This window comes from Caldicellulosiruptor changbaiensis, from assembly GCF_003999255.1.
In the GTDB taxonomy this organism is placed as follows: domain Bacteria; phylum Bacillota; class Thermoanaerobacteria; order Caldicellulosiruptorales; family Caldicellulosiruptoraceae; genus Caldicellulosiruptor; species Caldicellulosiruptor changbaiensis.
This window is the reverse complement of the sequence record NZ_CP034791.1, coordinates 621,358-646,521: the sequence shown is the minus strand read 5'-3', so window position 1 is coordinate 646,521 and position 25,164 is coordinate 621,358. Positions and strand designations below refer to the sequence as shown.

Here is a 25,164-nt window from a genome sequence, read left to right as displayed (position 1 = left end):
TCTCCTTACTCTATGAAAGCTTGTGAAGTAACATCAAAAGATGTTCAAGAACTGGCCCTAAAGCTAAAGCCGGAAAAAAGGTTAATCCTCCTACAATAAGAATAACCAAACCTAATAAAACCCCAAATATGGGTGTAGCGCTTTGAAATGTCCCTGCTGAAACAGGTATTTTTTTCTTGCTTGCCAAACTTCCAGCTATAGCAAGCGAAGGAATAATAGTTCCAAACCGTCCAATTAGCATTGCAATGCCAAGCAGGATATTATAATAAACTGTATTAGCCTTCAAACCTGCAAATGCACTTCCATTATTTCCACTTGCTGACGAAAAAGCATATAAAATCTCTGTCAACCCATGTGGGCCTGGGTTTGATATAGAAGTTAGACCTTCTTTTATACTAACTGACAAAGCACTTCCAAGCAAAATAGCTATTGATGGAATAATGACTGCCAATGTAGCCATTTTTATCTCTTTAGCCTCTATCTTTTTTCCCAAATATTCAGGTGTGCGCCCTATCATTAAACCAATTATAAAAACTGTAAAGATAGCAAATATAAGCATACCGCACAGTCCTACACCTATTCCCCCAAAAATAACTTCTCCGAGCATCATCTGTAGCAGAGCAATCATACCTGCTAAGGGAGTTAAACTGTCATGCATATTATTGACAGCACCAGACGCTACAGCTGTTGTAACAGACGTAAATAAAGCTGAGCCACCAATGCCAAATCGCACTTCTTTCCCTTCCATTGCAGTGGGTTTTGAAATTCCCAACTGGGAGATTATTGGGTTTCCGTAATATTCGCTTAAATAGATAATACTTGTATTTAAAATAAACAAACCAAGCATTACACTTAATAATACAATACCTTCTTTTTTGTCCTTTACAAATCTGCCAAAAGCTATAGGCATTGCCGCAGGTATAATTTGGATAGCCAACATTTCTATAAAGTTCGTAATTGGAGAAGGATTCTCAAAAGGATGAGCTGAATTTGCCCCAAAAAATCCTCCACCATTTGTACCAAGCAGCTTAATAGCTTCTTGCGAGGCAACTGGGCCCATAGGCAATATTTGAGTTTTTCCTTCTAATGTAGTTATCCTTAAATATGGTGAAAAATTCTGGATAACTCCCTGTGAGGCTAATACAATTGCCAATACAAAAGATAAAGGTAAAAGCACCCATAAAACTGTTCGGATTAGGTCAACCCAAAAATTACCTACATACTGTGTCTCTCTCCTAATAAATCCACGAACTAAAGCCAAAGCAACTGCCATTCCGGTTCCTGCTGAAAGAAAATTTTGTACAGTTAAGCCTACCATTTGAGTAAAGTAACTAAGTTGTTTTTCACCTATATAGCTTTGCCAGTTCGTATTAGTGACAAAACTAATAGCCGTATTAAATGCCAAATCTGGGCGAACAGCTTTTAAATGCTGAGGGTTAAGAGGTAATATCCCTTGAAGTCTTTGTAAAATATATAAAAGTACTATCCCGCAAACATTGAAAATAGTTAAAGAAAAAGCATATTCTTTCCATGTCATTTCTTTGTTAGGATTAATCCGTGCAATTTTGTAAAAAACCTTTTCTATCGGAGTGAAAAGAGGATCAAAAAAAGTTTTTTCTCTGCTAAAGACCTTTGCAATATAACGTCCTACTGGAACGGCTAAAACAATTAATACTACAACATAAATTAGCACTTGTAAAAGATCAAACAACAATCCTGGTAACCCCCTTGTTTCATAATTTCTCAGTATTTAATAAGGAATAAAATAAATAGGCCAATACTCCCACAAATGTTACCACACCTATTATTAGTTCTAACATTTTCTTTCTCCTCCTCGACCTCAAAATAGCTTTCCCTCAGAGCCACAGATAAAATTATAGTTACATTTTTCATTGAGAGGGAGTAAAAAAAGCATAAAAAACAAAAAAGCCACCTGTAAATTCTAACCATCAGGTGGCTTAACCTATATCTCAACCAGAATCACATCTTCACCAATCTTTTTTATCCTATCCCATGGAATTACATAGTCTTTTTCCTTTGAAAAGATACTTCCTACAGAAAAAGGCGCAGGGACAACAATAGCATCAACTTTGCCTGTTTTAACATCCACCTCTAAATCACAAACCTTTCCAAGCTTTTTACCGTCTGATATATTTATCACATCTTTTTCTCTCAGATCAGACGACTTAAACATCTCTATCACTTTTTTTAAAAAACCTTGTCTTTTATCATTATATGCAAAAGTAACTTGCATAGTTAAACTTCAGTTATTATAGGAATTATCATGGGATTTCTGCGTGTCCTTTCAAACAAGAAATTCTTTAGATTATCTTTTAATATAACCTTTATAGCATTTGGCTCTGTGATATCATTTTTTCTACAGAAATACAAAACATCCTTTATCACCTTTTTTGCCTCTTCAATTAGTGGCTCAGACTCTTTTATATAGATAAACCCCCTTGAGATTATCTCTGGCCCAGCAATTACATCTCTTGTTGATGAATCAATTGTGAGAACCACAATGAAAAGTCCATCTTGAGCAAGATGACGCCTGTCACGCAACACCACATTCCCAACATCACCAACACCAAGCCCGTCAACAAGCACATTTCCTGCCTGGACCATACCAACAACCTTTGCAGAATCTTTTGTTATCTCAAGTACCTTACCATTTTCTAAAACAAAAACATTTTTTTCTCCAAGTTCCATTGCAAGTTTAGCATGGTGGATTAAGTGCTTGAACTCCCCATGCACAGGCACACTATATTTTGGCCGTGTTAAATTGTGTATAAGCTTTATCTCTTCCTGGCATGCATGACCCGACACGTGAATATCATCGATGTCTTCATAAATCACCTGTGCACCCTGTTTGAAAAGATCGTTTATTACCCTGTTGACAAACTTCTCATTACCAGGAATTGGCGCAGCTGAGATTATCACAACATCCCCTGGAATTATACCAACCTTTTTATGTTCAGCAGAAGCCATACGCGAAAGAGCCGACATTGGCTCGCCTTGGCTACCTGTTGTAATAAGCACTATCTTATTAGGCGGATAGTTTTCAAGCTCATCAACATCAACCAGCATCCCATCAGGCATCTTCAAATATCCAAGCTCAAGCGCCTTATTAACAACATTTACCATACTTCTCCCCAAGACACAAATCTTTCTACCTTGTTTCTCAGCAGAGTTTATCACTTGCTGGACTCTGTGAATATGTGATGAAAATGTTGCAACTATGACTCTTCCTTGAGCTTGAGAAAATATCCTATCAAAGGTAGCGCCAACAGTCTTTTCAGAAAGAGTAAAACCAGGGCGTTCAGCATTTGTTGAATCGCACAAAAGTGCTAAAACACCTTGCTTACCCAGCTCTGCAAACCTAATCAAGTCTATTGGCTCACCCTCAATTGGTGTAAAGTCCACTTTAAAATCGCCTGTGTGGACGATGCTACCGAGCGGTGTGTGAATAGCAATTGCAACAGAGTCTGCAATGGAGTGTGTTGTTCGGATAAACTCCACTCGCATATTGTTAAAACTAATCACATCACCAGCTTTGACAGTAAAGAGCTTGACAGAGTTTAGGTCTATACCAAACTCTAATAGCTTTATCTCAACAAGACCAAGGGTAAGCTTTGTTCCATAAATAGGAATGTTCAAATCTCTTAAAACATATGGAATTGCTCCTATGTGGTCTTCGTGTCCGTGTGTCAGTATCAGTGCTCTTACCTTTTCCTTATTTTTCACTAAATACGACACATCAGGTATAACGAGGTCAATGCCAAGCATTTCATCTTCTGGAAACGCAAGCCCACAGTCAATTACAACAATCTCATCGTCTACCTCAACCACTGTCATGTTCTTGCCAATCTCGTTCAAGCCTCCAAGTGGAATAATTCTGATTCTATGCTCTGTTCTTTTTCTCATAAAAATTCCTCCAAAAAATAAAAATAAATAAAGACATTTTAAAAAAGCCCTTACGAAAGAGACTTTCGCAAGAGCTTTTTAAAACTTAACAAAAAACCTATATACAAAATATTAAGCTCTCTTTGGTTTTGTCTGAAGTTTCTTTCTTGTACTCCTTTCCCAGTCGAACCAAAGCGCAGTTGCTATAAATATCGATGAATAAGTACCAGATGTAATACCTATTAAAAGGGGCAATGCAAACTCTTTTATAGACTGAACACCCATCAGGTACAGCACAAACAATACAATTATAACAGTTGCAGCAGTTGAAAGTGACCTTCCTATTGTCTGATTCATGCTCAGATTTACAAGGTCTTTTAAATCCATTTTTCCTTGGATTCTTCTATTTTCTCTTATCCTGTCAAATACAACAATGGTATCGTTTATTGAATAACCAAGGACAGTTAGCATTGCTGCAATGAATGTAGAGTTTAGAGGTATTTTAAACAATGTGTAGACAGTTAGCATTATCAAAAGGTCATGCAAAAGTGCTATAACTGCAGTTGTGCCAAATTTAAATTCAAACCTTATCGCAATATAGATTAACATCAGGATTGATGCTATTATAACAGCCCAAACAGCTTGAGATTTTAGCTCAGATGATACCACAGCTCCAACATTTTGGTATGAAATTAAGTCTTCCTTTTTAAGATTATACTTTTTTGCGATGGCATTGAAAAGCTTGTCGCGTGTCTCCTTTGAAAGTTCTGTTCTTTTTTTACCATGTACCTCATGTGCATTTATCATAATCTTTTTTCCATCTTCAATCTTTCTGACAATAGGTGTCTGCGTTCCTGTAATCTGTTTTGTCAGCTTCTCTAAATCAGTAATCTCAGCAGCACTTGGAACTTTGTGAAGGTTAATCTCAAGCACAGTACCACCTGTAAAATCTATGTCATAGTTGAACCCTTGAATTATATATGAAATAAGGCCTATTACCATAACCAAGATTGACAGAACATAGAAATACTTTCTCTTGCCCATAAAATCAATATTTGTCATTACGCGCGCACCTCCCTGGTTTTCTTACCGCCATACCATCTTATATCCTTGAAAAACCCTGTGTTTATGATAGATACAAGCAAGAACCTTGTGACAGTAATTGCAGTAAAGAATGAAACAACAATACCTATTGTAAGTGTCCAGGCAAAACCCTTGATTGGACCTGTACCAAGGAATAAAAGCACAAGTCCTGCTATGATTGTTGTTATATTTGAGTCTATGACAGCATTAAGTGCACGTCTAAACCCCGCATCCATTGCAGCTTTTAGTGTTTTTCCAGCTCGGAGCTCTTCCTTCATTCTTGCAAATATCAAGATGTTAGCATCCACTGCCATGCCGGCAGAAAGAATTATACCCGCAATACCAGGGAGGGTAAGTGTTATTTTTGCATACCCTACTATTGCAACAAGTATAACAACATATGCAACTAATGCAATATCTGCAATAAACCCTGGCAGCCTGTAAAAGATTATCATAAATAAGAATACCAAAAGAAGTCCTATAATACCTGCTTTTAATGTTGTCCTCAATGCTTCATTACCCAAAGATGGTCCTATCGCCCTGCTTTCTATAACATTTAAAGCAAATGGCAGTGCACCTGCTTTAATTTGCTGTGCAAGTGTTTTTGCCTCTTCCAAGTCTTTCATACCTTCAATCACAGCTTCGCCGTTGTCAATTTCAGCTCGTACAACAGGGTTTGAAATGAGCTTTCCATCAAGATAAATTCCAATATTTTGTCTTAAATACTTTCTTGTAGCTTCTGCAAACTTCTTTGCACCTTCTTTGTCAAATTTTAGTGCAACAACATATCCAGATGTTGTCTGCTGTGCATACGCATCAACTACATTTCTTCCTGATACTATCAAATCTCCTGATGGGCCTTTAAACTCAATTAAGGCTGTTCTTCCAATATACTGAATAGCCTCATCGGGGTCTTTTACACCTGGAATTTCAACTCTAATCCTCTTTGAACCCTGTAATGTTGCAGTTGCATCATAAAAGTTTCTCATATCAAGTCTTGTTCTGATAAGTTGGACAGCTGATTCCATCTCTCTTTTTGTTGGGTTTTTCTTCGCAGCTTCATATACAATGTACACGCCGCCTTTCAAATCAAGCCCATATCTTATGACATCTTTCACTGATGGTATGCTTGCCGTGCCAATATTGAGTCCAAAAAAGACTATGTAAAATGCAAAAGCTATAACTAAACATCCTATCAAAAACTGTGCTAAACTTTTATTTTGCATAAAGCCCTTCTCCTTTCTTTTTTCAACTTGTTGAAAGAGTTTGTAAATATTTTTTATTTCTTGCTCTTTAGTATTATAATCCTCAAATTAGTCCAAAGTCAACAAATTAAATTTCTCACTTGCAAATACTTTTATAATCATTGCTAAGTTCAATGTACTCTTTTGCATAAAATCCTTATTCGTTCTATCTCCTGTTGTGTCAGCTCCCTTATAACCTTTGCAGGTCTCCCAAATACAAGTGTATTTGGAGGGATAGTTGCGTTTGGTGCAATGTAGCAGTTTTGTACAATCCTTGGCATTTTACCCTTATAAGTAATAATCATTTAATTTTCAATCCCCTTTTCCATAAGGTATAGTTTTGCAGCTATTGCAACCTCCACCCTCTTTCTTTCAAGTTCACAAGAGACGGTATACGATTTTTTGATATCACCACACATATTGTAATTTGCAGCAGCACACCCTCCACTGCAGGAAAACCTTGCCCAGCAGTTTGAGCACTCCTCTTTTTCATATACATTGTTTTTCTTAAACTCTTCAACTAAATCAGCCCGTGTAATCCCATCAAACACTGTTCCAAGTTTAAACTGCGGCTTGTCAACAAATTGATGACAAGGAAAGATATTTCCGTCAGGGTCAATTGCAACATATTCAAACCCAGCACCACAGCCGCTTAAGCGTTTTGAAACACACGGCCCACCAGTAAGGTCTATATTGAAATGGAAGAAATTAAATCCTTCCCCTTTTAGTTTCGCGTTTACATACTCTTGTGCCAAGATATCATACTCTTCTTTTATCCTTTCTACATGCTGTGGCAAAATAGCCCATGGACTTTTCTCGTCTAAAACAACAGGTTCAACAGAAATCTCTCTTATACCAAGATTGTAAAGGTGTAAAACATCTTTTGAAAAGTCGAGGTTTTTTGAAGTAAATGTTCCTCTCACATAATAAGTTTTCCCATTTCGTTTTTGTATAAACTTCAAAATATTCTGTGTAATCAAGTCATAAGTGCCTCTGCCTTCTTTGTCAATTCTCATAAAATCATTTATTTCAGGTCTTCCATCATGGCTCAATACAACATTTTCCATATTCTCATTCAAGTATTCAATAATTTCATCATTAAGAGCGGTTGCATTTGTTGTCAGTGTAAATGATATATGCTTGCCAAACTTCTTCTCTTCTTCTCTTGCATACTCAACAATCTTTTTGACTATCTCAAAATTCAAAAGAGGCTCTCCACCAAAAAAGTCAACCTCTAAATTCTTCCTTGAACCAGAGTTTTTGAGCAAAAAGTCAATTGCCTTTTTCCCAACATCAAAACTCATAAGCTTTCTTTCCTGTTTGAAACTCCCTGCTGAAGCAAAACAGTACTTGCACCTTAAATCACAGTCGTGCGAAACGTGAAGACAAAGAGCCTTTATAACAGGATTTCTTTTTTCAATTAGATTCAAATCCTTATACTCATCTTCAGTAAATAAGACTCCTTCTTCAATGAGATGTTTCACTTCACTTACTGCTTCTTCAATCTCATGCCTGCCAAAATTTAGATTGTCATATACTCCATTGAATGTTTTGTTTTTGTCAAAATACTTTATCACTTCAAATGCAACATCGTCCACAGTAAAGATTGAACCAGAGGCAACGTCTAAAACAATATTCAGACCAAATTTTTTAAAAGCGTGAATCATCTTAAAAAGATTTTTCCTCCCATAAAAGATTAAATAGCAAGACCGGGCTGCCTCAAATCTTCAATTGACAGCCCATATCCCTTGTTTTTCAAAAATTACTTTTTGTTTCTGCAAACTTGATTTCCAACTGTGCAAGATGTTTTGCAAGCAGACTGACAAGATGCCTGGCACTCACCACAACCGCCATTTATAACTGTTCTGGAAAGAGCATTCTTTGCAATAACCTTAATATGCTTCATCTTTTTCTTATAACCTCCTTCATAAAATGGTTTTCTAAAAGGAATTTTATAAAATAACACATAGTATTTTATCACAAACTATTGAACAATACAATTTTACAAAAAAGAAAAAAGAGGCCCTTTCTTTTAGCCTCTTTCTGCTTTTAAACAAAAATTCACTTTACTTGCCAAAAACCAACTTTAGCCTCTGTTCTTCTTAATCTCTTCAAGTATCTCTGGAGCCTTGCCACTACAGCCCAAAACATTTCTGAGCTTGTGCTTGACCATCTCTTTTATTGCCTCTCTACCATCTTTGAGGTACTGTCTTGGGTCAAAGTGGTCAGGATGCTCAAAGAGATGTTTTCGTATCGCTGCTGTCATTGCAAGTCTTAAGTCTGTGTCAATGTTAATCTTTCTCACACCAAGCTCAGCAGCCTTTCTTAGCATCTCCTCTGGCACACCTTTTGCCCCGGGGATGTTACCACCGTACTTGTTGCACATCTCAACAAATTCTGGCAAAACTGACGATGCACCGTGAAGAACAATTGGAAAATCTTTTGGAAGCTTTTCTACTATTCTCTGAAGCCTTTCAAAGTCAAGCCTCGGTTCGCCCTTGAACTTGTATGCTCCATGGCTTGTTCCAATTGCAACTGCCAATGAGTCTACACCTGTTCGCTCAACAAACTCTGCTGCTTGGTCAGGGTCTGTAAATATTGCCTCATGCTCTGCAACCTTTACATTGTCCTCAATGCCGGCAAGTTTTCCAAGCTCTGCCTCAACAACAACTCCCCTCTCATGCGCATATTCAACAACTTTCTTTGTGAGGGCAATGTTCTCCTCAAACGGAAGACGTGAGCCATCAATCATAACAGATGTGAATCCGCCGTCAATGCACGTTTTGCAAATCTCAAAGTCCTCGCCATGGTCAAGGTGAAGTGCAATCGGCAGATCACCAGAGTCTTCCAAAGCTGCCTCAACAAGTTTTACAAGATAGACGTGTTTTGCATATTTTCTTGCTCCTGCTGAGACCTGCAAAATTAAAGGTGCTTGTTCCTCCTTTGCTGCCTCAACAATCCCCTGAATTATCTCCATATTGTTGACATTAAACGCTCCAATTGCATACTTCCCCTCAGCAGCCTTTTTAAACATCTCTTTAGTTGTTACAAGTGGCATTTCAACTTTACCTCCTTTTAAAGTTAATTACTCAATATTTTTTCCATGAAGCCTTAAGAACTCCAAAAAGTTCTCAAGGCTTTTGTTGACTATGAGCTCGTGTGGAAACTCATATTCCTCAATTAATTTTTGGGTAACATCACACCTTGCAATATCTGTCTTAAAATGTGCATCTGAGCCCATTGCAATGTAAACACCATACTTCTTGCAAAGCTTTAAAATTTCTATACAGTTTTCCCTGCTTTTTTCTCTCACATAAAACGACGCATTGTTTATCTCAATAGCCTTATTATGCTCCTTTGCAGCCTTAACAACAGCTTCTTTGTCAATCTCATACAAAGGATTTCCTGGATGCCCGATACAGAGTATATTTGGATTTTTGATGGCGCCTATCAACGCCCTGGTATGGTCCGAAATCGTCCCGGGTGGGATACAAACATCATGCAGACTTGCAATTACAAAATCAAGTCTTTGCAGGGCACTTTCTGGGAGATCTATACTGCCTTCATAATCAATAATATTTGCTTCGCATCCTCTAAATACCATTATACCATCAATCTTTCTTGGTACAACAACTAAATTGTAAAAATATAAACTGCTGCACGACCCTGGCATCTCAGGGCCGTGGTCAGTAATACAAATGCCTTTTAAACCTTTATTTTTGGCTTCAGTAACCATTTCTTCTAAAGTATTGTAGGCATGACCACTTGCAATTGTATGGCAGTGCGTCTCTACTTCTAAAAACATTTCTGATCAGCTCTCAGCTAAAAATTTTTTCAAAAGACTTTTTTAGTCCTTTATCTCTGCAAGCTTGTTCTTTAAAATATCAATCTTTTTAACAGGAGTTGGATCGTTTTGATAAAGTGTTGCAAGATACAGCGATACATAATCTCCAAGATAAATCAGTGAAAACATCCTTGCAAGTCTTGAATTTCCTATTGAATATATGTCGTTTACGCCAGATACAACACCTTTTACCAAATCTTTTGTGATGTCCATTCTAATTGCATTTCTTTTGTGGTCTTCAACATCATGAAGCATTACAATTTCAAAAAGCCCTAAGATGTGTTTTGGCGACTCTGTTCCAACTATCTCGTTGTGGTTCAGTTCAGAAAAGACATTGAAATATGCAGGTGATTTTGAGTTCTCACATATTTGGCCTTTCCATCTCTCTGCAATAACCTCTGTTGTACCGCTAATTCCATATATAATTGGTAGTTTATTCCACAGCTTTAAAGTAAGCCTTTTTGCCAAATTCTTTTCCTCTGGTACCTCTGGTTTGTACCTTTCTCTGAGGTCGCTCAGAACTTTTATTGTTTCTTCAATCTGGTCATCAACAGGAGGAATCAGTCCAATTTTTACAAAAAGCATCAAAAGCGGGATAAATGAATATCCAAGTGCTGCTCGCGGTTGAAGCCCACCAGGAATGGTGATTACATAATATCCGTCCTTCTCAGCCATCTCTTTTAGCTTTCCGCCTGTTGTGATAGCAATTATCTTTGCACCCTTTGCTTTTGCATCCTGGTAAGCAGAAAGTGTCTCTTCTGTATTTCCTGAATAGCTTGATGCAATCACAAGTGTTTTAGAGTTGACATATGCAGGAAGTACATAGTCCCTGTTAACAATTACAGGTACCTTGCACTGATCTAAGACAAACACTCTTACGAGATTCCCGCCTATTGCAGAACCGCCAAGTCCAGTGATTACAACTTTATCTATATCCTCTGCCTTGATATCCACGCTGATATTTTTCCCTATTTCATAAGCCTTTTGAATCTGTTCAGGAAGATTATAAACTGCTTCAAACATACCGCTTGGGTCGTTTTGTGCAATCATCTCTAAGTTATCAAGCATGGCTCTTCATTTCTCCTTTCTTTAAATTTTTCTATTTCATAATATAATAATTTTTCAGTTTTTTCAACTTTAAAAGCCAAAGCAAATGTGTTACAATATATAAAATGATCTCATTTGAACACCTCATCAACATCTATCAAAAGACCTTCAAATAAAGTGGTAGATATAATATTGCCTTTTTCATATATTATAGCTTTCCCAAACTTACCCTCACTTTCTTTTCTAAAAACAATTATTTTTTCTTCATCAGGGCTTACAATCCAGTACTCTTTAACACTATATCTTTGAGGTTGTTGAATAAAAGAAATAACCATATAGAGTAAACATAGTAACAAAAGAAAAAAGCCCCCTTGTGTTATAATTTTAATTTAAGAGAAAACCACAACAAAACACAAGGGGGAAAAAGATGACTAAGAATATTAAAGCACAAAATAAGAAATTTTTAAAGCTGCTTTTTGTAATAAAAAAGGTTACTGAAGTTTTATCGAGGAAGATAAAGCAAAATAGAAGGGGACGACCGAGGAAATTTAATCTGTTTCAGATAATAGCTTGTTTGGTTTATAAAGTTAAAAAGGGGATAAAGAGTTTCAGAGAATTAGAATATCGAATAAATCAAGACACAGAGTTTAAGCAAGTAGTAGGTATAGAAGAAAGTCCGGACTATTCATATTTTGCAAAGTTGTCAAGAAAAATAGAAAAAGAATACATGCAAGATATAAAAGACATATTAATAGCTAAGATAGAACCTGATATGAGTATAGCGATAGTAGACTCTACGCCGCTGAGAAGTGCCAAAAATGATTCAGAAGCAAAAATAGGTATACATATTACAATAGGATTTTTCAGGGGATACAAATTACATCTTTTGTGTACAGGTAAAGAAGAAGTAATACCACTTTTCTGGATTTTAACAGGGGCAAATGAACATGACTCAAGACAAGAAGAGCTTTTGTATAGGGCATGGGGCTTTGGCTGTGAGATTGTATTAGCAGATGCGGGATACGATTGTAGCAGATGGTTTAATATAGCAAATGAGCTTAAAGTTAAATTTGTTGCTGGGATAAACAAAAGAAACATGAAAAATAAAAACAATGTTAGCAATAGTTTTAGAAGCAAGAACATAAGATTTTTAGAAACTGAAGAGGGTAAAAAGCTATACAAGCAGAGAACAAAGATTGAAAGACTATTTAGCAAATTAAAAGGTGAATATAATCTTGAGAATGTGAGGCTCAAGGGATTTAGAAATTATAAAAGGTATATTGATTGGATACTAATTACTTTTCTATTTGAGCAACTTCTTAGAAAGTTAGAAGGTAAGAAGTTTTCTTTCGCTTATGAATGGAATCAATAACTTTTGTTTATTTTATGTATTGTTGGTAATATTTTTTATTCAACAACCTAACTATATCTTTCATAAATATTGTATTTGAGTACAAAATCAGCTGTCACACTCGACGGTGATAAAACCTCTATAACAAAATCAGGTGCACCTTTGCAATACCTTTTGCTATCTAACTTGCTCTTATCACAAACAACAAAAATGTCTGGCTGCAAAACTGTCTTGACATCAAGCTCTTCTTCCTCACCAAATAAAACATCAAAAGGTGCGATGTATACATTACAAGGCTTGTCCCTAAAAAACTGCCACAAAAGACCAAATAGGTTACCTACAACCCTCTGATGAATTTCAGAGGGTGATGCTAAAAGATAAAGTTCACCATTTATGAGTTCATACCTTTTCCTGTCATTCAATGACACATAGTCCCTGTAAGTATAACCCTTGTTCAGTTCTGCTTCCATAAAAAACACCTGCCATATTTTTTGCTACTTTTATTCATTCCCGTTTCTACTCATCTGGCTCTGGAGCCTCTCTGTCAGAGCTTTTGCAGCGTTATAACCCATCTTCTTTTGCCTATTGTTCATCGCAGCAACCTCAACAATTATTGCCAAATTCCTTCCTGGCCGAACTGGTATCACAAGCGTAGGCACTTTTATCCCCAATATCTCTATGTATTGGTCATGAAGACCAAGTCGTTCATATTCTTTGTCAGTCTTCCAGGTTTCCAGTTGTATTACAAGGTCGATTCTCTCAGAGTCTTTTACACAACCAACGCCAAAAAGGTTTTTCACATCCAAAATGCCAATTCCTCTTATCTCTATCAAGTGCCTGATAATCTCTGGAGCTTCGCCAACAAGGGTCTTTTCAGAGACTTTTCTTATCTCAACTGCATCGTCTGCAACCAAAATATGACCTCTTTTTACAAGTTCCAAAGCAGTCTCGCTCTTTCCAACACCGCTTTCCCCAAGCATCAAAACACCCTCACCATACACATTTACAAGTGTGCCATGACGAGTTATCCTTGGTGCAAGCTCATGTGTCAAGAACGTGCTGAGGTTTGTCATAAACCTGGTTGTAACCTCACTTGTTCTCAAAAGAGGAATTCCATACTTCTTAGAAAATTCTAAAAACTCATCAAATGGCTCCTGGTTTGATGTAATTATCACACAGGGGATGTCTCTTTGAAAAAGTTTTTCAATTGCGTTTCTTCTCTGTGTTTTTGTCATTGTCTTCAAATATGCCATCTCAGAGACACCTATAATTTGAACACGTTGCTCATCAAAATATTCAAAAAATCCCATAAGCTGAAGAGCTGGACGGTTTAGGTTCATGTCCTTAATCTTTCTCTCTTCTATATTAGGTATCTCTGTCAAACACTCTAAATTTAGTTCCTTTATTATCTTCCCAACTGTTGTGTAGAACAACTTTTCATCTCATCCTTTCATTTCAGTTAGTTTTTATCCTTTTCAAAATAGTTTTTAAATGCCAATCTTTTCTTTTATCTTTAGTGCAACATCATACGGAATATCAGCAGCCTTCACAATCTCTTCTATGCTTGCCTTTCTCAGATTATCTATAGAACCAAATGTTCTGAAAAGCTTGAGTTTTCTCTTTTCGCCAATCCCTTCAATCTCGTCAAGTATAGACTCATAAAGGTGTTTTTTCCTCAGTTCTCTGTGATATTTCACTGCAAACCTGTGAGTCTCTTCTTGGATTGTAGAAATTAATTTGAAAACAAGACCATCTTTTTGGATACTAAGCTCTTGACCATTATAAATTAAATCCCTTGTCTTGTGCCTGTCATCTTTGACCATACCAGCAACTGGAATATTAAAACCTAAAGACCTCAAAACCTCAACTGCAGCATTTACCTGGTTTTGTCCACCATCTATTAAAATGAGGTCTGGTAAGCGGCCATGTTTCTCAAGGTTTGTAAATCTTCTTGTCAAAACCTCCTTCACGCTTCTTATATCATCCTGACCTTCAAAGCTCTTTATCTTAAACTTTCTGTAAAGGTCCTTGTTAAATTTACCTTCCTCAAATACAACAAGTGTTCCAACATTGTCAGCCCCCGCAAGATTAGAGATGTCATAACTTTCTATCTTTTCTATGTCATGATCTATATTGAGCATGTTTTTGAGGCGTAAAAGAGCTTCAATGTAATAGTTTTCTATCCTCTGTTTATTGACAAGCGAAATCTCTGCGTTCTTTTTTGCCATCTCAAGAAGCTGTTTTTTCTCACCTTGTTTTGGAACAACAATTTTAGCTTTAAAACCGTATAGCTTTTCAATCATCTTTTCTATATTCTCGCCATTTCCAACCTCGTGTGGAAGTATAATCTCTTTTGGGACAGCCACAACATCTGAGTAGTACTGCTCTAAAAACCTTTCAAATACCTCTTCATCATTTTTTAAAACAAATTCCTCTTTATTGATTAGCTTTCCATTTCTGATTATCAAAACAACTATGCAAATGTTGGAAGAATCCTCTGCATAGTTTATCACATCCTCGCTTCTATCATCAGCATAAATAACCTTCTGTTTTGTAATAATCTGCTCAAGGCTTGTAATCTTGTTCTTTATCTCTTGAGCCTTTTCAAACATGAGATTGTCTGCATACTCAAACATCTTCTTTTTCAGCTCTTCAACAATCTCATCACCTTTACCACTTAGCACTTTTACTGCCTTTTCAACAAGTTTTTGATATTCTTCTTCAGGAATATCCCCTTTGCAAACCCCAAGACACCTTTCTATATAAAAATTCAAGCAAGGTCTGCCCTTGCCAAGCTGGTCAGGAAACTTTCTTTTGCAGGTCCTCAGCATAAAAAGGCTTTTTAAAAGCTCAATTGTCTGCTTAACAGAATACCCGCTTACATATGGTCCAAAATACTTTGCGCCGTCTTTTTCAACCTTTCTTGTTGTGACAAGTCTTGGAAACATCTCATTCGTAATTTTAATATACTGATAGTTCTTGTCATCTCGTAAAAGCACATTGTACTTTGGCCTGTATTCTTTGATTAGATTGCACTCTAAAATCAAAGCTTCAACCTCTGTGTCTGTAACAATATACTCAAAGTCTTTAATTTTTTTTACCATAAGCCTTGTTTTGGGCGTCATGTCGGAGTTTTGAAAATACTGTCTTACCCTGTTTCGCAAGTTGACCGCCTTGCCCACATATATAACCTTTCCATTCTCATCTTTCATTATATAAACGCCTGGAGTTGTCGGAAGGTTTGCAAGTTTTTCCTGCAATGTCAGCATCTTTTGCCCTCTCCTTCACTGTCTTTAAAAAACTCTTTATTGAATCATTTAACCAGAATAATCTACTGGGTTTGGTTTTTCTCTGTTATTGTCACCTTTATGTAAGAAGGAGATACCTCTACATCCTCAATATTGTTCGGATTTTCAAGCACAAGTGGCAAGCTATAATTGCCTTGTGTTAAATTCGAAACATCAACATATGCTTTAAACGAGGAAAAATCAATCGAATTTTGATTGCTCTGGGAATACTCTATCTTAAGCGTCACCTTATCAGGGTTTAGCTGGGCTAAATACTGGTTGCTTAAACCTCTCACCTCAACCGGGACGGTAATTGATTTCTGGACAATTGAATCAGTATAGATTGTTATTACAACTTGCTTGACATTGTCCAAAGCTTTAATATTTTTTGGAATATTAAAATCAAACTGGAATGTTGAAATATTTTCTAACATTCGTGTGTCAATTGTTCCCACAACAATTTCATTCAAAGAATTTATATCCTCTTCTTTCCCCGCAACATTAATTGTTGACGGTTTTAGTACAATCTTTGATATAACCTTATTTGGCGGAAGCTGACCTTTGAACTTTACAGTAAGCGGTACCTGTTTTGTCTTTAAGATGTCTACATACACATCTATACTTTTTTGAGACAGATCAAAAAGTGATGTTATATCCTTGCCGTTTGAGTCTAAAATTTTAACAGGAACAGAAGCCTTAAACGACCTGTCATTAAGGCTTAAGTTTAGCTGAGCAATACACTTTGAAATCTCTTTTATATCACTCTCAGCACCTTTTATGCTTATGACGTTTGGCTCTTCTTGATAGCCATTTATTATGTACCCTTTCTTAGGATTCCCGTTTATTTCAACTGTGACATCTTTTTGGATTGTTACAAGATTGTCAATGTTTACTACTACACTTTTTGGATAAATACTCTCTATATTGATTCTATGGTAAGGATTATTTATATTAATTGGAAGTTTCATTTCACCTGTCTGTCTTACATTAGTAAAATCAACCACTGCTTGAATATTCTTCTCATCCACCTTGCTGAGCTCATCCTGAGTTCCGCTAACAACTATCCTTACTTCTTTTGTATCAGACTCTGTCATAACAAGCCCTTTTGATAAAGTTGAAATATTATAGCGTATTGGCACAATTATCTCTCTTTTCTTTATAGGATTTATGATGCTATTTATATAAAACCACAAAATGATAGCAATAAAAACTGACAAGACCTTCAGCCAGAAAGTGTCATCTTTGGGTTTTCTAAGCTCAATCTTCTTCAAATCTTAACGCCTCCACCTAAATATATTAAGACCGTTCTTCTCTTTCTCAACTTTCAAAGGCCTGAGCAGTATCTTTCTCAAAGCCTCAGGACCTAAGTTTCGTGTAAGTCCTCCGTTGTACGCAACAGATATAATCCCTGTTTCCTCTGACACAACTATTGCAGTTGCATCAGAGTTTTCTGAAATACCAAGTGCCGCTCTGTGGCGCGTACCAAGTTCTTTGCTTATGTACCTGTTCTCTGAAAGAGGCAAAAAACATGCAGCAGCTTTTATCTTTCCATCTCTTATAATCACTGCACCGTCGTGTAATGGTGTGTTCGGAATGAAGATATTAATAAGAAGCTGGGACGATATCTCTGAGTCAATTATTATCCCTGTGTTGATTATATCACCTATCTTTGTCTGCCCTTCAATCACAATCAATGCTCCAATTTTATTTTTTGAAAGATACATCACAGCTTTTATAATCTCCTCAACACTATTTTGCCACTTTAAAAGTGTCTCTTCGTCAGACCCAACCCAAAAAAACTTTCCCCAAATTTTGCTCCTTCCAATCTCCTCTAAAGCGCGTCTTAGCTCTGGTTGGAAGACTATTAAAAGCGCCAAAACACCGTATGAGAGCGTATTCGTCAAAAGCCAGTTTATAACATTCAGGTTCAGCCATTTGCTAACCTGAGTTATAATTATCAAAATCACAATTCCTTTTATTAGCTGATACGCTCTTGTGTCCTTTATCCACACAATTATTTTGTATATCACAAATGACACAATTGCAATGTCAATAATATCAAACGGTGTTATCCTGATAAGAGATATATTTCTTAAAAACTCCTGAATATAAAAAGAAAAGTCTTTCAACAAATCAAATTCCCCCACTGCTTTTTTAGATATTTCCTAAATATACATACATCAAATATTTCTTTGCAATTTCTCTGAGTTTAAATAACGTCTCTTTTGGCGTTGGTGGCAAAGTCATTTTATATCTCGGGAAATACCTGGTCAAATGCAAAGGAATCCTATCGTCAATTGAAGAAAGCCACTTTGCAAGATTTTCTATCTCTTCTTCAGAATCGTTTAAGGTTGGAATTATAAGCGTTGTTATCTCAATGTGAATCTTTTGGCTACAGATTTCAATAAACCTCTTGACACTTTCCAAATCACCCCTGCACACCTTCTTGTAAAACTCATCATTGAAGGCCTTCAAATCGATGTTTGCAGCATCAATGACCTCAAGAAGTTCCAAAAGTGGCTCTTCATTTAAATACCCATTTGTGACAAGGACAGTTTTAAACCCCTCTTCTTTAAACCTCTTTGCAACATCTAAGACATATTCAAACCAAATTGTCGGTTCATTGTAGGTAAATGCAATGCCAATACAGTCTTTGTCTTTCTTCGCAAGCTCAATTAAACGTTCTGTATCAACTTCAAATACATTGGGAGTAAGCTGGGAAATCTCATAGTTTTGGCAGTGCAAGCATTTAAATGAACATCCAAATGTTCCTATTGAAAGTATACTTGAACCAGGGTAAAAGTGATAAAGTGGCTTTTTCTCTATCGGGTCAAACGCAATTGAAGATATATATCCATAGTTTAATGAGTAGAGCTTGCCATCAACATTTTGTCTTGCCCTGCAAAAACCAGTATTGCCAGGCAAAATCACACACCCATGCGGACAGAGCTTACACCTTACCTTTTTATTTTCCAATTTTTCATAATACCTTGCTTCTACCATTTCTCATACTTCTCCTTACTTGTGCCTTTCAACTGTAAACCTTTCTATCTCAAAATCTTCTCTGTCATAGTCAATCCCAGCCTTTTGGCAGGCAATCCTGAGCTGCTGCTGAACAGTGTCAACACCCTCTAAATCAGGAAGCAAAAGCCCCTGTCTCACACCCTTTTTGACTATTACACCATACTTTTTGGGGTCAAGCTCCGACCTTGATGTCACCTTCTCAGGTGTGCTCAAAATATCAACATCATACACGAGAGAATCAAGCTCATCTTCTGTGACCTCTTCAAACCTTGGGTCATGAAAACCCGCTGCAACAGCATTTCGGATTATTTCTTTTGCAATGTTTTCTTGGGTAGGATAAATTGTGCCTATACATCCTCTCAAATTTCCATCCTTTTTAATTGACACAAAAACCCCTGCTCTTTCTTTTAGCATCCGTTCTGTAACATAATCTGGTATATAATCCATATACCTTCTGTGCTTTACATAGTACTCCAAGCTCTCTCTTGCAAGTCTTATATACTCATCTTCATTTTCTCTGATTTTTTTGAGTCTTTGTTCTTTTTTAATAGCTATCTCATCAAGAAGGGATGTTGTAGAACCTTTTTGGTAAAATCCGGCAACACAGTATCCTACTCCAAACGGTCCTTCATAAGAGTAAACTTTCGATTCTACCTCATAGCCGTCAAATGCCCCAATTAACACCTTTATTGACCTAAAACCACACTCTGCAGCTCTTTCATAAAATTCAGGTTCTATATCATAAAGACCCTTTATGTCACTTTTTTGCAAAAGATCAACCAATAGCTTGTCAAATTCAACACCTTCTTTAGCAAACCCATAAGGACCGTCCTCTTTCAGCTTGTGTGAAAGGTCACCAGAAGCAATAATTAAACTTCTTTTTCCATGCTTTTCAAGAGCTTTTCTTATTATCATTCCATACCTATACAGTTTTATATCATCAACCATACAGTACGCTGTGTGAATGAGTTCAAAGTCTCTATATTTTTTGGTTACAAAATACAGTGGGACCATTGCACCATGGTCAAGCTCACGTGAAATTCCATATCTTCTCTCAATCTTGTCTGTCACAAATCCAACGCTCAAACCCTCTTTTTTGCTCATCTTTGCTATATCTTCAACTATTTTTAGGTTATTGTGGAACTTAAATTCAACTCCCCGCACACCCCATCTTGTAAGGCTACCTTCAATGGTAGGCTTGTCATTTAAAAAGAAGACATCTGAAAAGATAGGCGCATGCGGTGATATAACAACAACTACATCAGGCTTGTACTCTAAAATCTCATCTGTCACTTTTTCCAATGCTTCTAAAGTTGCCTGACATTTTTTCTCTTCTCCGTTTCCAATTTTGTCAATTAGAATTGGTGGATGTGGCAACAAATATCCTACCATTTTTGACTGCCCCTTACTTTGATTTTTTTCAAGTTTTCATATATAATATTTTACCCTTTTTTTGTGTCTGCTTCTACTATTCAAATGTTAAAAAGTTGTTACAAATTGCAAAACAAAAAGGCCAGCTTCGAAATTGATTAAAAGCCGGCCTTTATTTAAAAATTGATGTTGGATAATATTTAAATTTTATCAAGTACTCCCTTCAAATACTCAAACCCAAGCCTCAATCCCTCTTTTACTTTTTCTTCAGTCCCCTCATATTCTGGGTCCTCATGTTCTATGCTTACAACAAAGCTGTAGCCGTTTTGTTTTAGCTCTTTCAAAAATGCTTTCCAATCAATCTCGCCACGACCTGGCATTCTGTATACCCAGTAGCCCATATCCCAAGCATTTTTCCTTTGAATTTGGCTACCAAAAATCGAAAATTTATTGAGCTTGTCTTTCAAAATCTGAGTATCCTTTGCATGGACATGGAATATTTTGCCTTTGAACTCTTTTATGACCGAAACAGGGTCAATCCCAAGCCAAAGAAGGTGTGACGGGTCAAGGTTCAAACCAAAATTGTCATACGGAAGCCTTGAGAACATCTCCTCCCAAAGCTCAGGTGAGTATGATATTGTCCCCATCCATCCACCATTTGGGTTCCAGCCTGGCATTGGGCAGTTTTCTATTATAATAGAAACTCCTTTTTCCTTTGCATACTCCAAAATCTCTTTAAACACAATCTCAAACTCATCAAAGTTTTCCTTGATTGTCTTGTTATAGTTTCTCCCAACAAAGGTCCCGACATACTTGACACCAAGAAGATTTGCTGCATCAATCACCTTTTTTAAATGATCATGGTAAGATTTTCTTATCACAAGGTCAGGGTGCAGGTTGTTGTCATAGTATGCAAGAGAAGAAATTTGCATATTGTTCTGCTCAAAAAGTCTTTTGATTCTTTCTGCTTCATCTTTTGTAAGGTTTGCAACATCTAAGGTTGTGCTCGAGTAGTCTCTTGTGTTTTTCACAGGCCAGCATGCAACCTCTAACATTTCAAATCCAACACCTTTTGCCCATACAACCAAATCATCTAACTTCATATTTGGAAGGCACGCTGTCAAAAATCCAAGTTTCATCTTTTAAAACTCTCCTTTCACATTCAAAGGATTTATCAGCTACTAATAATCAATCTTAACAACTTTGCCAGTTTTAGCTGACTCAAAACATGCAAAAACAACCTTCATTGTCTTAAGTCCCTCTTCACCAGAAATTTTTGGCGGGGTGTTCGTCAAAATAGAGTTTATAAACTCATCCATAACACCTGACTTTGTCTGCTTCTCGTTTGTCTGCATTGTGTCAAGTTCAAAGTATGCTTTCTGTCCATTTGCATACCTTATTATCATCGAAAACCTTGGGTCACCATAAAGAGTGATTGACCCTTTTTCGCAGTATATAATTGTTGAATTGTCTTCACTCCCTGGATATGTCCAAGAAGCTGTCACAGTCCCAATTGCACCACTTTGAGTTTTTAAGATGCAAACAGCATTGTCATCAACGTCTATTAGCTCTCCGTTTGGATACCTCTTTGCAAGCGTTGTGACAAATGCAGCTGCTTCAACAAACTCTTCACCAAGTAAGAACCTCATCAAGTCAATCTTGTGAACACCCAAATCTCCCATGCTGCCAAATGTAGCTTTCTCTTTGTGGAAAAACCATGTATCGGGTTTGTCTGAACTCCAGCTCTCAGGTCCACCATGACCGAAGGTAGTTTTAAAGCTTAAAACTCTGCCAAGCTCACCACTTTGAATAATCTGCTTTGCTTTTATATGAGCTTTATTGAACCTCTGGTTGTGAGCTATCATCAAAAACTTTCCTGTCTCCTTTGCTGTATCCACCATCTTCTTACACTCGTCAATAGTTGTTGCCATTGGTTTTTCACAAAGAACGTGTGCCCCTGCTTTCAAAGCCTTTATTGTAGCATCTGCATGAATACAGTTAGGTGCAGCAACAACAACAGCATCAGGTTTTTCTTCATTTAACATTGTCTCATAGTCAGCATACACTTTTGGTACATCAAACATCTTTGCTACTTTTTCTGCATTTATCAAATTATTATCACAAACAGCAACAAGATCAACATTTTCATTAGACTTTGCCTCAGGTGCGTGTCTGTGCTTTGTAATTGAACCACAGCCAATTATCCCAAGCCTTACTTTTAACATCTCAGCATTCCTCCCCTGCTTGTGTAAATGATTACACAATAATTATATTACAAAATGTAATCAATTACAATGAGTTTAAAAACAAAAAGTGCTTCATGCCGATTCTCTTGTTTTTATCTCATGGGGAAGAATAAACTTTTCTTTTGAAAAGCTATTTGGATTTTCTAAGCTATTTATTAAAATCTCTGCTGCCTTTTCTCCAATGTCATACATTGGCTGAGCAACTGTTGTTATGCTTGGCTCATAAAGCCTTGAAATCATAATATTGTCAAACCCTGTCACTGCAAACTCGTCTGGTATTTTAAGTCCTACTGCCTTTGCTGCCTTTATTGCTCCCACTGCCATAAGGTCAGATGAACACGCTACTGCGTCATACTTTTTTGTGCAAAGAAGAGTTTTTAGCCTTTCATAAATCTCTGCCCAGCCATAGCTGCACCTTATGACATTTTCTTCTTTAAACTCTATACCATTTTTCTCAAGCGCTTGCCTGTAGCCTTCTTTTCTCTCATTTTCTGAAGGAATTCCCTCATTTCCTATTGCACAAAGGATATTCTTTTTTCCTTTTTTTATGAGATAATCTACAATGTCAAAAAAGGCCTTCTTATGGTCTATAAGTACGCATGATGTGTCTAAAAATTGGTAAAATTCACAGGCTTGAACAATCTTTTTCGGGTCAATCTCAAGGACTGCATCTTTGTCAATCTTCGCAGAAGCAATTATTGCCCCGTCAACCTGTTTTCTTTCTATGAGCTTCAGATACTCTGAAGCAACCTCAGGACTGTTCCCTGTTGTGCAAAGAAGTATTCCATAATCGTACTTTCTTGCAGTGTCTTCAACCCCTTTTACCACACGGGCAAAATATGCATTGGCTATAGTAGGTAAAATAACTAATATCAGGTTTGATTTGTCCTTTCGGAAGTTTCTTGCAAGAAGGTTGGGCTTAAAGCCAAGCTCTTCTATAGCCTTAAGTACTCTTTGGCGTGTCTCTTCTGAGACTTTATTTGAATTGTTCAAAACCCTCGAGACTGTTGCAACAGAAACTCCTGCCTTTTTTGCAACATCCTTTACAGTTGGCATTTTACACCCCCAAAAATTTATATTACTGTCTCTATTTTATACCTTTCAAACCATCTATTCAATATCTGTTATTCTATTCCTAAAAATCATGGCTCTCTTTTGAAGAAAAATTCTTTTTTCTTCTGATCTTCTGGTAAATCAAGATTATGCAGAGCAAAGTAAAGAATGTAGCAAGCACAAAGGGAAGCAGTTTTGAAAAGCTATAACACTGCCCTGCAATTGCTCCAACTGGCATTGAAAAAAGAGATATTAAAAACATTGAAATTGAAAGAACATGTGCCCTTCTTTGGTCATCAACAGAGTTTGCAAGGATTGCATCCACAAATGAGTAATAAATTGCAGCCCCAATCGCCCCAAGGATTGTGACAACTATCATGAGGAAAAAGCCAAAAGCTCCAGGCTTTGTTACTAAAATTAGAGCATTTGAAATGGTTATAAAAAGCATACCCCAAAACAATATTGTATCGTGATTTTTCTCTTTCAGTTTTGGTATGAGAAAGATTATAAAAATAAGTGTGACAATACTCCACAGAGTCGGAAATAGAGAGATAATATCATCTGGGTAATTGAGCCCTTCGCTAAGATATATGTTCTTATAAGTATCTCTAAGAGGTTGTTGAATAAAAGAAATAACCATATAAAGTAAACATAGTAACAAATGAAAAAAACCCCTTGTGTTATAATTTAATTTAAGAGAAAACCACAACAAAACACAAGGGGGAAAAGATATACTCATGAATATTAAAGCACAAAATAAGAAATTTTTAAAGCTACTTTTTGTAGTGAAAAAGGTTACTGAAGCTCTGACAAGGAGAATAAAGCACAATAGAAGAGGACGCCCAAGGAAATTTAATTTGTTTCAAATAATAGCTTGTCTGGTTTACAAAGTTAAGAAGGGGATAAAGAGTTTCAGAGAATTAGAATATCGAATAAATCAAGACACAGAGTTTAAGCAAGTAGTAGGTATAGAAGAAAGTCCGGACTATTCATATTTTGCGAAGTTGTCAAGAAAAATAGAAAAAGAATACATGCAAGATATAAAAGACATATTAATAGCTAAGATAGAACCTGATATGAGTATAGCGATAGTAGATTCTACACCTTTGAGAAGTGCCAAAAATGATTCAGAAGCAAAAATAGGTATACATATTACAATAGGATTTTACAGGGGATACAAATTACATCTTTTGTGTACAGGTAAAGAAGAAGTAATACCACTTTTCTGGATTTTAACAGGGGCAAATGAACATGACTCAAGACAAGAAGAGCTTTTATATAGGGCATGGGGCTTTGGCTGTGAGATTGTATTAGCAGATGCGGGATACGATTGTAGCAGATGGTTTAATATAGCAAATGAGCTTAAGGTTAAATTTGTTGCTGGGATAAACAAAAGAAACATGAAAGATAAAAACAATGTTAAGAATGTTTTTAGAAGAAATAACATAAGATTTTTAGAAACTGAAGAGGGCAAAAAGCTATACAAGCATAGAACAAAGATTGAAAGACTATTTAGTAAATTAAAAGGTGAATATAATCTTGAGAATGTAAGGCTCAGGAGGTTTAAGAATTATAAAAGGTATATTGATTGGATACTAATTACTTTTTTGTTTGAGCAACTTCTCAGAAAAGTAGAAGGTAAGAAGTTTTCTTTCGCATATGAATGGAATCAATAACTTTTGCTCATTTTATGTATTATTGGTAATAATTT

24 protein-coding genes and 1 pseudogene are annotated in these 25,164 nt (G+C 36.5%); 2 read left to right on the top strand and 23 right to left on the bottom strand.

The annotated features are described in order from the left end of the window. Positions 1-10 precede the first annotated feature (10 nt). From kdpA to ELD05_RS02870, 12 genes and pseudogenes are all read right to left on the bottom strand, one after another. A complete protein-coding gene (gene kdpA, locus ELD05_RS02925) occupies positions 11-1,711 on the bottom strand; it encodes a potassium-transporting ATPase subunit KdpA (protein ID WP_241243592.1) in 1,701 nt (566 codons plus the stop codon). A gap of 252 nt (positions 1,712-1,963) precedes the next feature. After that, positions 1,964-2,194, bottom strand: coding sequence for a YlmC/YmxH family sporulation protein (locus ELD05_RS02920; RefSeq protein WP_011916735.1), 231 nt, complete (start codon positions 2,192-2,194; stop codon positions 1,964-1,966). A gap of 62 nt (positions 2,195-2,256) precedes the next feature. Next, positions 2,257-3,924 carry a ribonuclease J gene (locus tag ELD05_RS02915; RefSeq protein ID WP_127351290.1) on the bottom strand — a complete coding sequence of 556 codons (1,668 nt, stop codon included), beginning with the start codon at positions 3,922-3,924 and terminating at the stop codon, positions 2,257-2,259. Between the two features lie 111 nt (positions 3,925-4,035). Next, entirely contained in the window at positions 4,036-4,965 is a 930-nt protein-coding gene (secF, locus tag ELD05_RS02910) for a protein translocase subunit SecF (RefSeq protein ID WP_127351289.1), read from the bottom strand. Continuing rightward, positions 4,965-6,212 (bottom strand): protein translocase subunit SecD, encoded by a 1,248-nt coding sequence (gene secD / locus ELD05_RS02905; RefSeq protein WP_127351288.1) that lies wholly within the window; start codon positions 6,210-6,212, stop codon positions 4,965-4,967. The genes secF and secD overlap by 1 nt, the downstream gene beginning before the upstream one ends. Before the next feature lie 115 nt (positions 6,213-6,327). Continuing rightward, positions 6,328-6,484: pseudogene (locus ELD05_RS14845) on the bottom strand (gamma carbonic anhydrase family protein); the annotation flags it as partial. A gap of 51 nt (positions 6,485-6,535) precedes the next feature. After that, on the bottom strand, positions 6,536-7,897 hold the full coding sequence (scfB, locus tag ELD05_RS02895) for a thioether cross-link-forming SCIFF peptide maturase (RefSeq protein ID WP_127351287.1): 1,362 nt from the start codon (positions 7,895-7,897) through the stop codon (positions 6,536-6,538). 95 nt (positions 7,898-7,992) lie between these two features. Next, a complete protein-coding gene (gene scfA / locus ELD05_RS02890) occupies positions 7,993-8,136 on the bottom strand; it encodes a six-cysteine ranthipeptide SCIFF (RefSeq protein ID WP_127351286.1) in 144 nt (47 codons plus the stop codon). Positions 8,137-8,316: 180 nt separating this feature from the next. Beyond that, positions 8,317-9,288: a class II fructose-1,6-bisphosphate aldolase gene (fba, locus tag ELD05_RS02885; RefSeq protein WP_127351285.1), complete on the bottom strand. Its 972-nt coding sequence runs from the start codon at positions 9,286-9,288 to the stop codon at positions 8,317-8,319. 27 nt (positions 9,289-9,315) lie between these two features. Then, positions 9,316-10,035 (bottom strand): phosphatase, encoded by a 720-nt coding sequence (locus ELD05_RS02880; protein WP_127351284.1) that lies wholly within the window; start codon positions 10,033-10,035, stop codon positions 9,316-9,318. A gap of 42 nt (positions 10,036-10,077) precedes the next feature. Continuing rightward, the gene (locus ELD05_RS02875) at positions 10,078-11,142 is read right to left on the bottom strand and encodes a bifunctional phosphoglucose/phosphomannose isomerase (RefSeq protein WP_127351283.1); all 1,065 of its coding nucleotides are present in this window, start codon (positions 11,140-11,142) and stop codon (positions 10,078-10,080) included. Positions 11,143-11,252: 110 nt separating this feature from the next. Next, positions 11,253-11,456: a Uma2 family endonuclease gene (locus tag ELD05_RS02870; RefSeq protein WP_206516907.1), complete on the bottom strand. Its 204-nt coding sequence runs from the start codon at positions 11,454-11,456 to the stop codon at positions 11,253-11,255. Positions 11,457-11,548: 92 nt separating this feature from the next. On the opposite strand from ELD05_RS02870, the gene ELD05_RS02865 reads away from it, so the two are divergent. Then, positions 11,549-12,493, top strand: a complete 945-nt coding sequence (locus ELD05_RS02865; protein ID WP_127350942.1) for a transposase — start codon at positions 11,549-11,551, stop codon at positions 12,491-12,493. 47 nt (positions 12,494-12,540) lie between these two features. On the opposite strand, the gene ELD05_RS02860 is transcribed toward ELD05_RS02865, so the two are convergent. The 11 genes from ELD05_RS02860 to ELD05_RS02810 form a co-directional block, all read right to left on the bottom strand. Next, a complete protein-coding gene (locus tag ELD05_RS02860; protein ID WP_127351281.1) occupies positions 12,541-12,942 on the bottom strand; it encodes a Uma2 family endonuclease in 402 nt (133 codons plus the stop codon). A 30-nt stretch (positions 12,943-12,972) separates the two neighbouring features. After that, a complete protein-coding gene (gene hprK / locus ELD05_RS02855) occupies positions 12,973-13,905 on the bottom strand; it encodes an HPr(Ser) kinase/phosphatase (protein WP_039767590.1) in 933 nt (310 codons plus the stop codon). 54 nt (positions 13,906-13,959) lie between these two features. Continuing rightward, on the bottom strand, positions 13,960-15,741 hold the full coding sequence (gene uvrC / locus ELD05_RS02850) for an excinuclease ABC subunit UvrC (RefSeq protein ID WP_241243589.1): 1,782 nt from the start codon (positions 15,739-15,741) through the stop codon (positions 13,960-13,962). Between the two features lie 62 nt (positions 15,742-15,803). Next, positions 15,804-17,030: a CdaR family protein gene (locus tag ELD05_RS02845; protein WP_127351280.1), complete on the bottom strand. Its 1,227-nt coding sequence runs from the start codon at positions 17,028-17,030 to the stop codon at positions 15,804-15,806. A gap of 3 nt (positions 17,031-17,033) precedes the next feature. Then, positions 17,034-17,891: a diadenylate cyclase CdaA gene (gene cdaA / locus ELD05_RS02840; RefSeq protein ID WP_011916722.1), complete on the bottom strand. Its 858-nt coding sequence runs from the start codon at positions 17,889-17,891 to the stop codon at positions 17,034-17,036. 22 nt (positions 17,892-17,913) lie between these two features. Then, positions 17,914-18,762 carry an AmmeMemoRadiSam system radical SAM enzyme gene (gene amrS, locus ELD05_RS02835; protein WP_127351279.1) on the bottom strand — a complete coding sequence of 283 codons (849 nt, stop codon included), beginning with the start codon at positions 18,760-18,762 and terminating at the stop codon, positions 17,914-17,916. A 15-nt stretch (positions 18,763-18,777) separates the two neighbouring features. Continuing rightward, positions 18,778-20,175 carry an AmmeMemoRadiSam system protein A gene (amrA, locus tag ELD05_RS02830; protein ID WP_127351278.1) on the bottom strand — a complete coding sequence of 466 codons (1,398 nt, stop codon included), beginning with the start codon at positions 20,173-20,175 and terminating at the stop codon, positions 18,778-18,780. Between the two features lie 179 nt (positions 20,176-20,354). Further along, a complete protein-coding gene (locus ELD05_RS02825; protein ID WP_127351277.1) occupies positions 20,355-21,293 on the bottom strand; it encodes a sugar phosphate isomerase/epimerase family protein in 939 nt (312 codons plus the stop codon). A 42-nt stretch (positions 21,294-21,335) separates the two neighbouring features. After that, positions 21,336-22,379, bottom strand: a complete 1,044-nt coding sequence (locus ELD05_RS02820; RefSeq protein ID WP_127351276.1) for a Gfo/Idh/MocA family protein — start codon at positions 22,377-22,379, stop codon at positions 21,336-21,338. Positions 22,380-22,472: 93 nt separating this feature from the next. Beyond that, on the bottom strand, positions 22,473-23,456 hold the full coding sequence (locus tag ELD05_RS02815; RefSeq protein ID WP_127351275.1) for a LacI family DNA-binding transcriptional regulator: 984 nt from the start codon (positions 23,454-23,456) through the stop codon (positions 22,473-22,475). 79 nt (positions 23,457-23,535) lie between these two features. Next, a complete protein-coding gene (locus ELD05_RS02810) occupies positions 23,536-24,093 on the bottom strand; it encodes an MFS transporter (RefSeq protein ID WP_408609368.1) in 558 nt (185 codons plus the stop codon). A 97-nt stretch (positions 24,094-24,190) separates the two neighbouring features. Here ELD05_RS02810 and ELD05_RS02805 point away from each other — a divergent pair, with 97 nt between their 5' ends. Continuing rightward, positions 24,191-25,129, top strand: a complete 939-nt coding sequence (locus tag ELD05_RS02805; protein ID WP_127350937.1) for a transposase — start codon at positions 24,191-24,193, stop codon at positions 25,127-25,129. Positions 25,130-25,164: the final 35 nt, after the last annotated feature.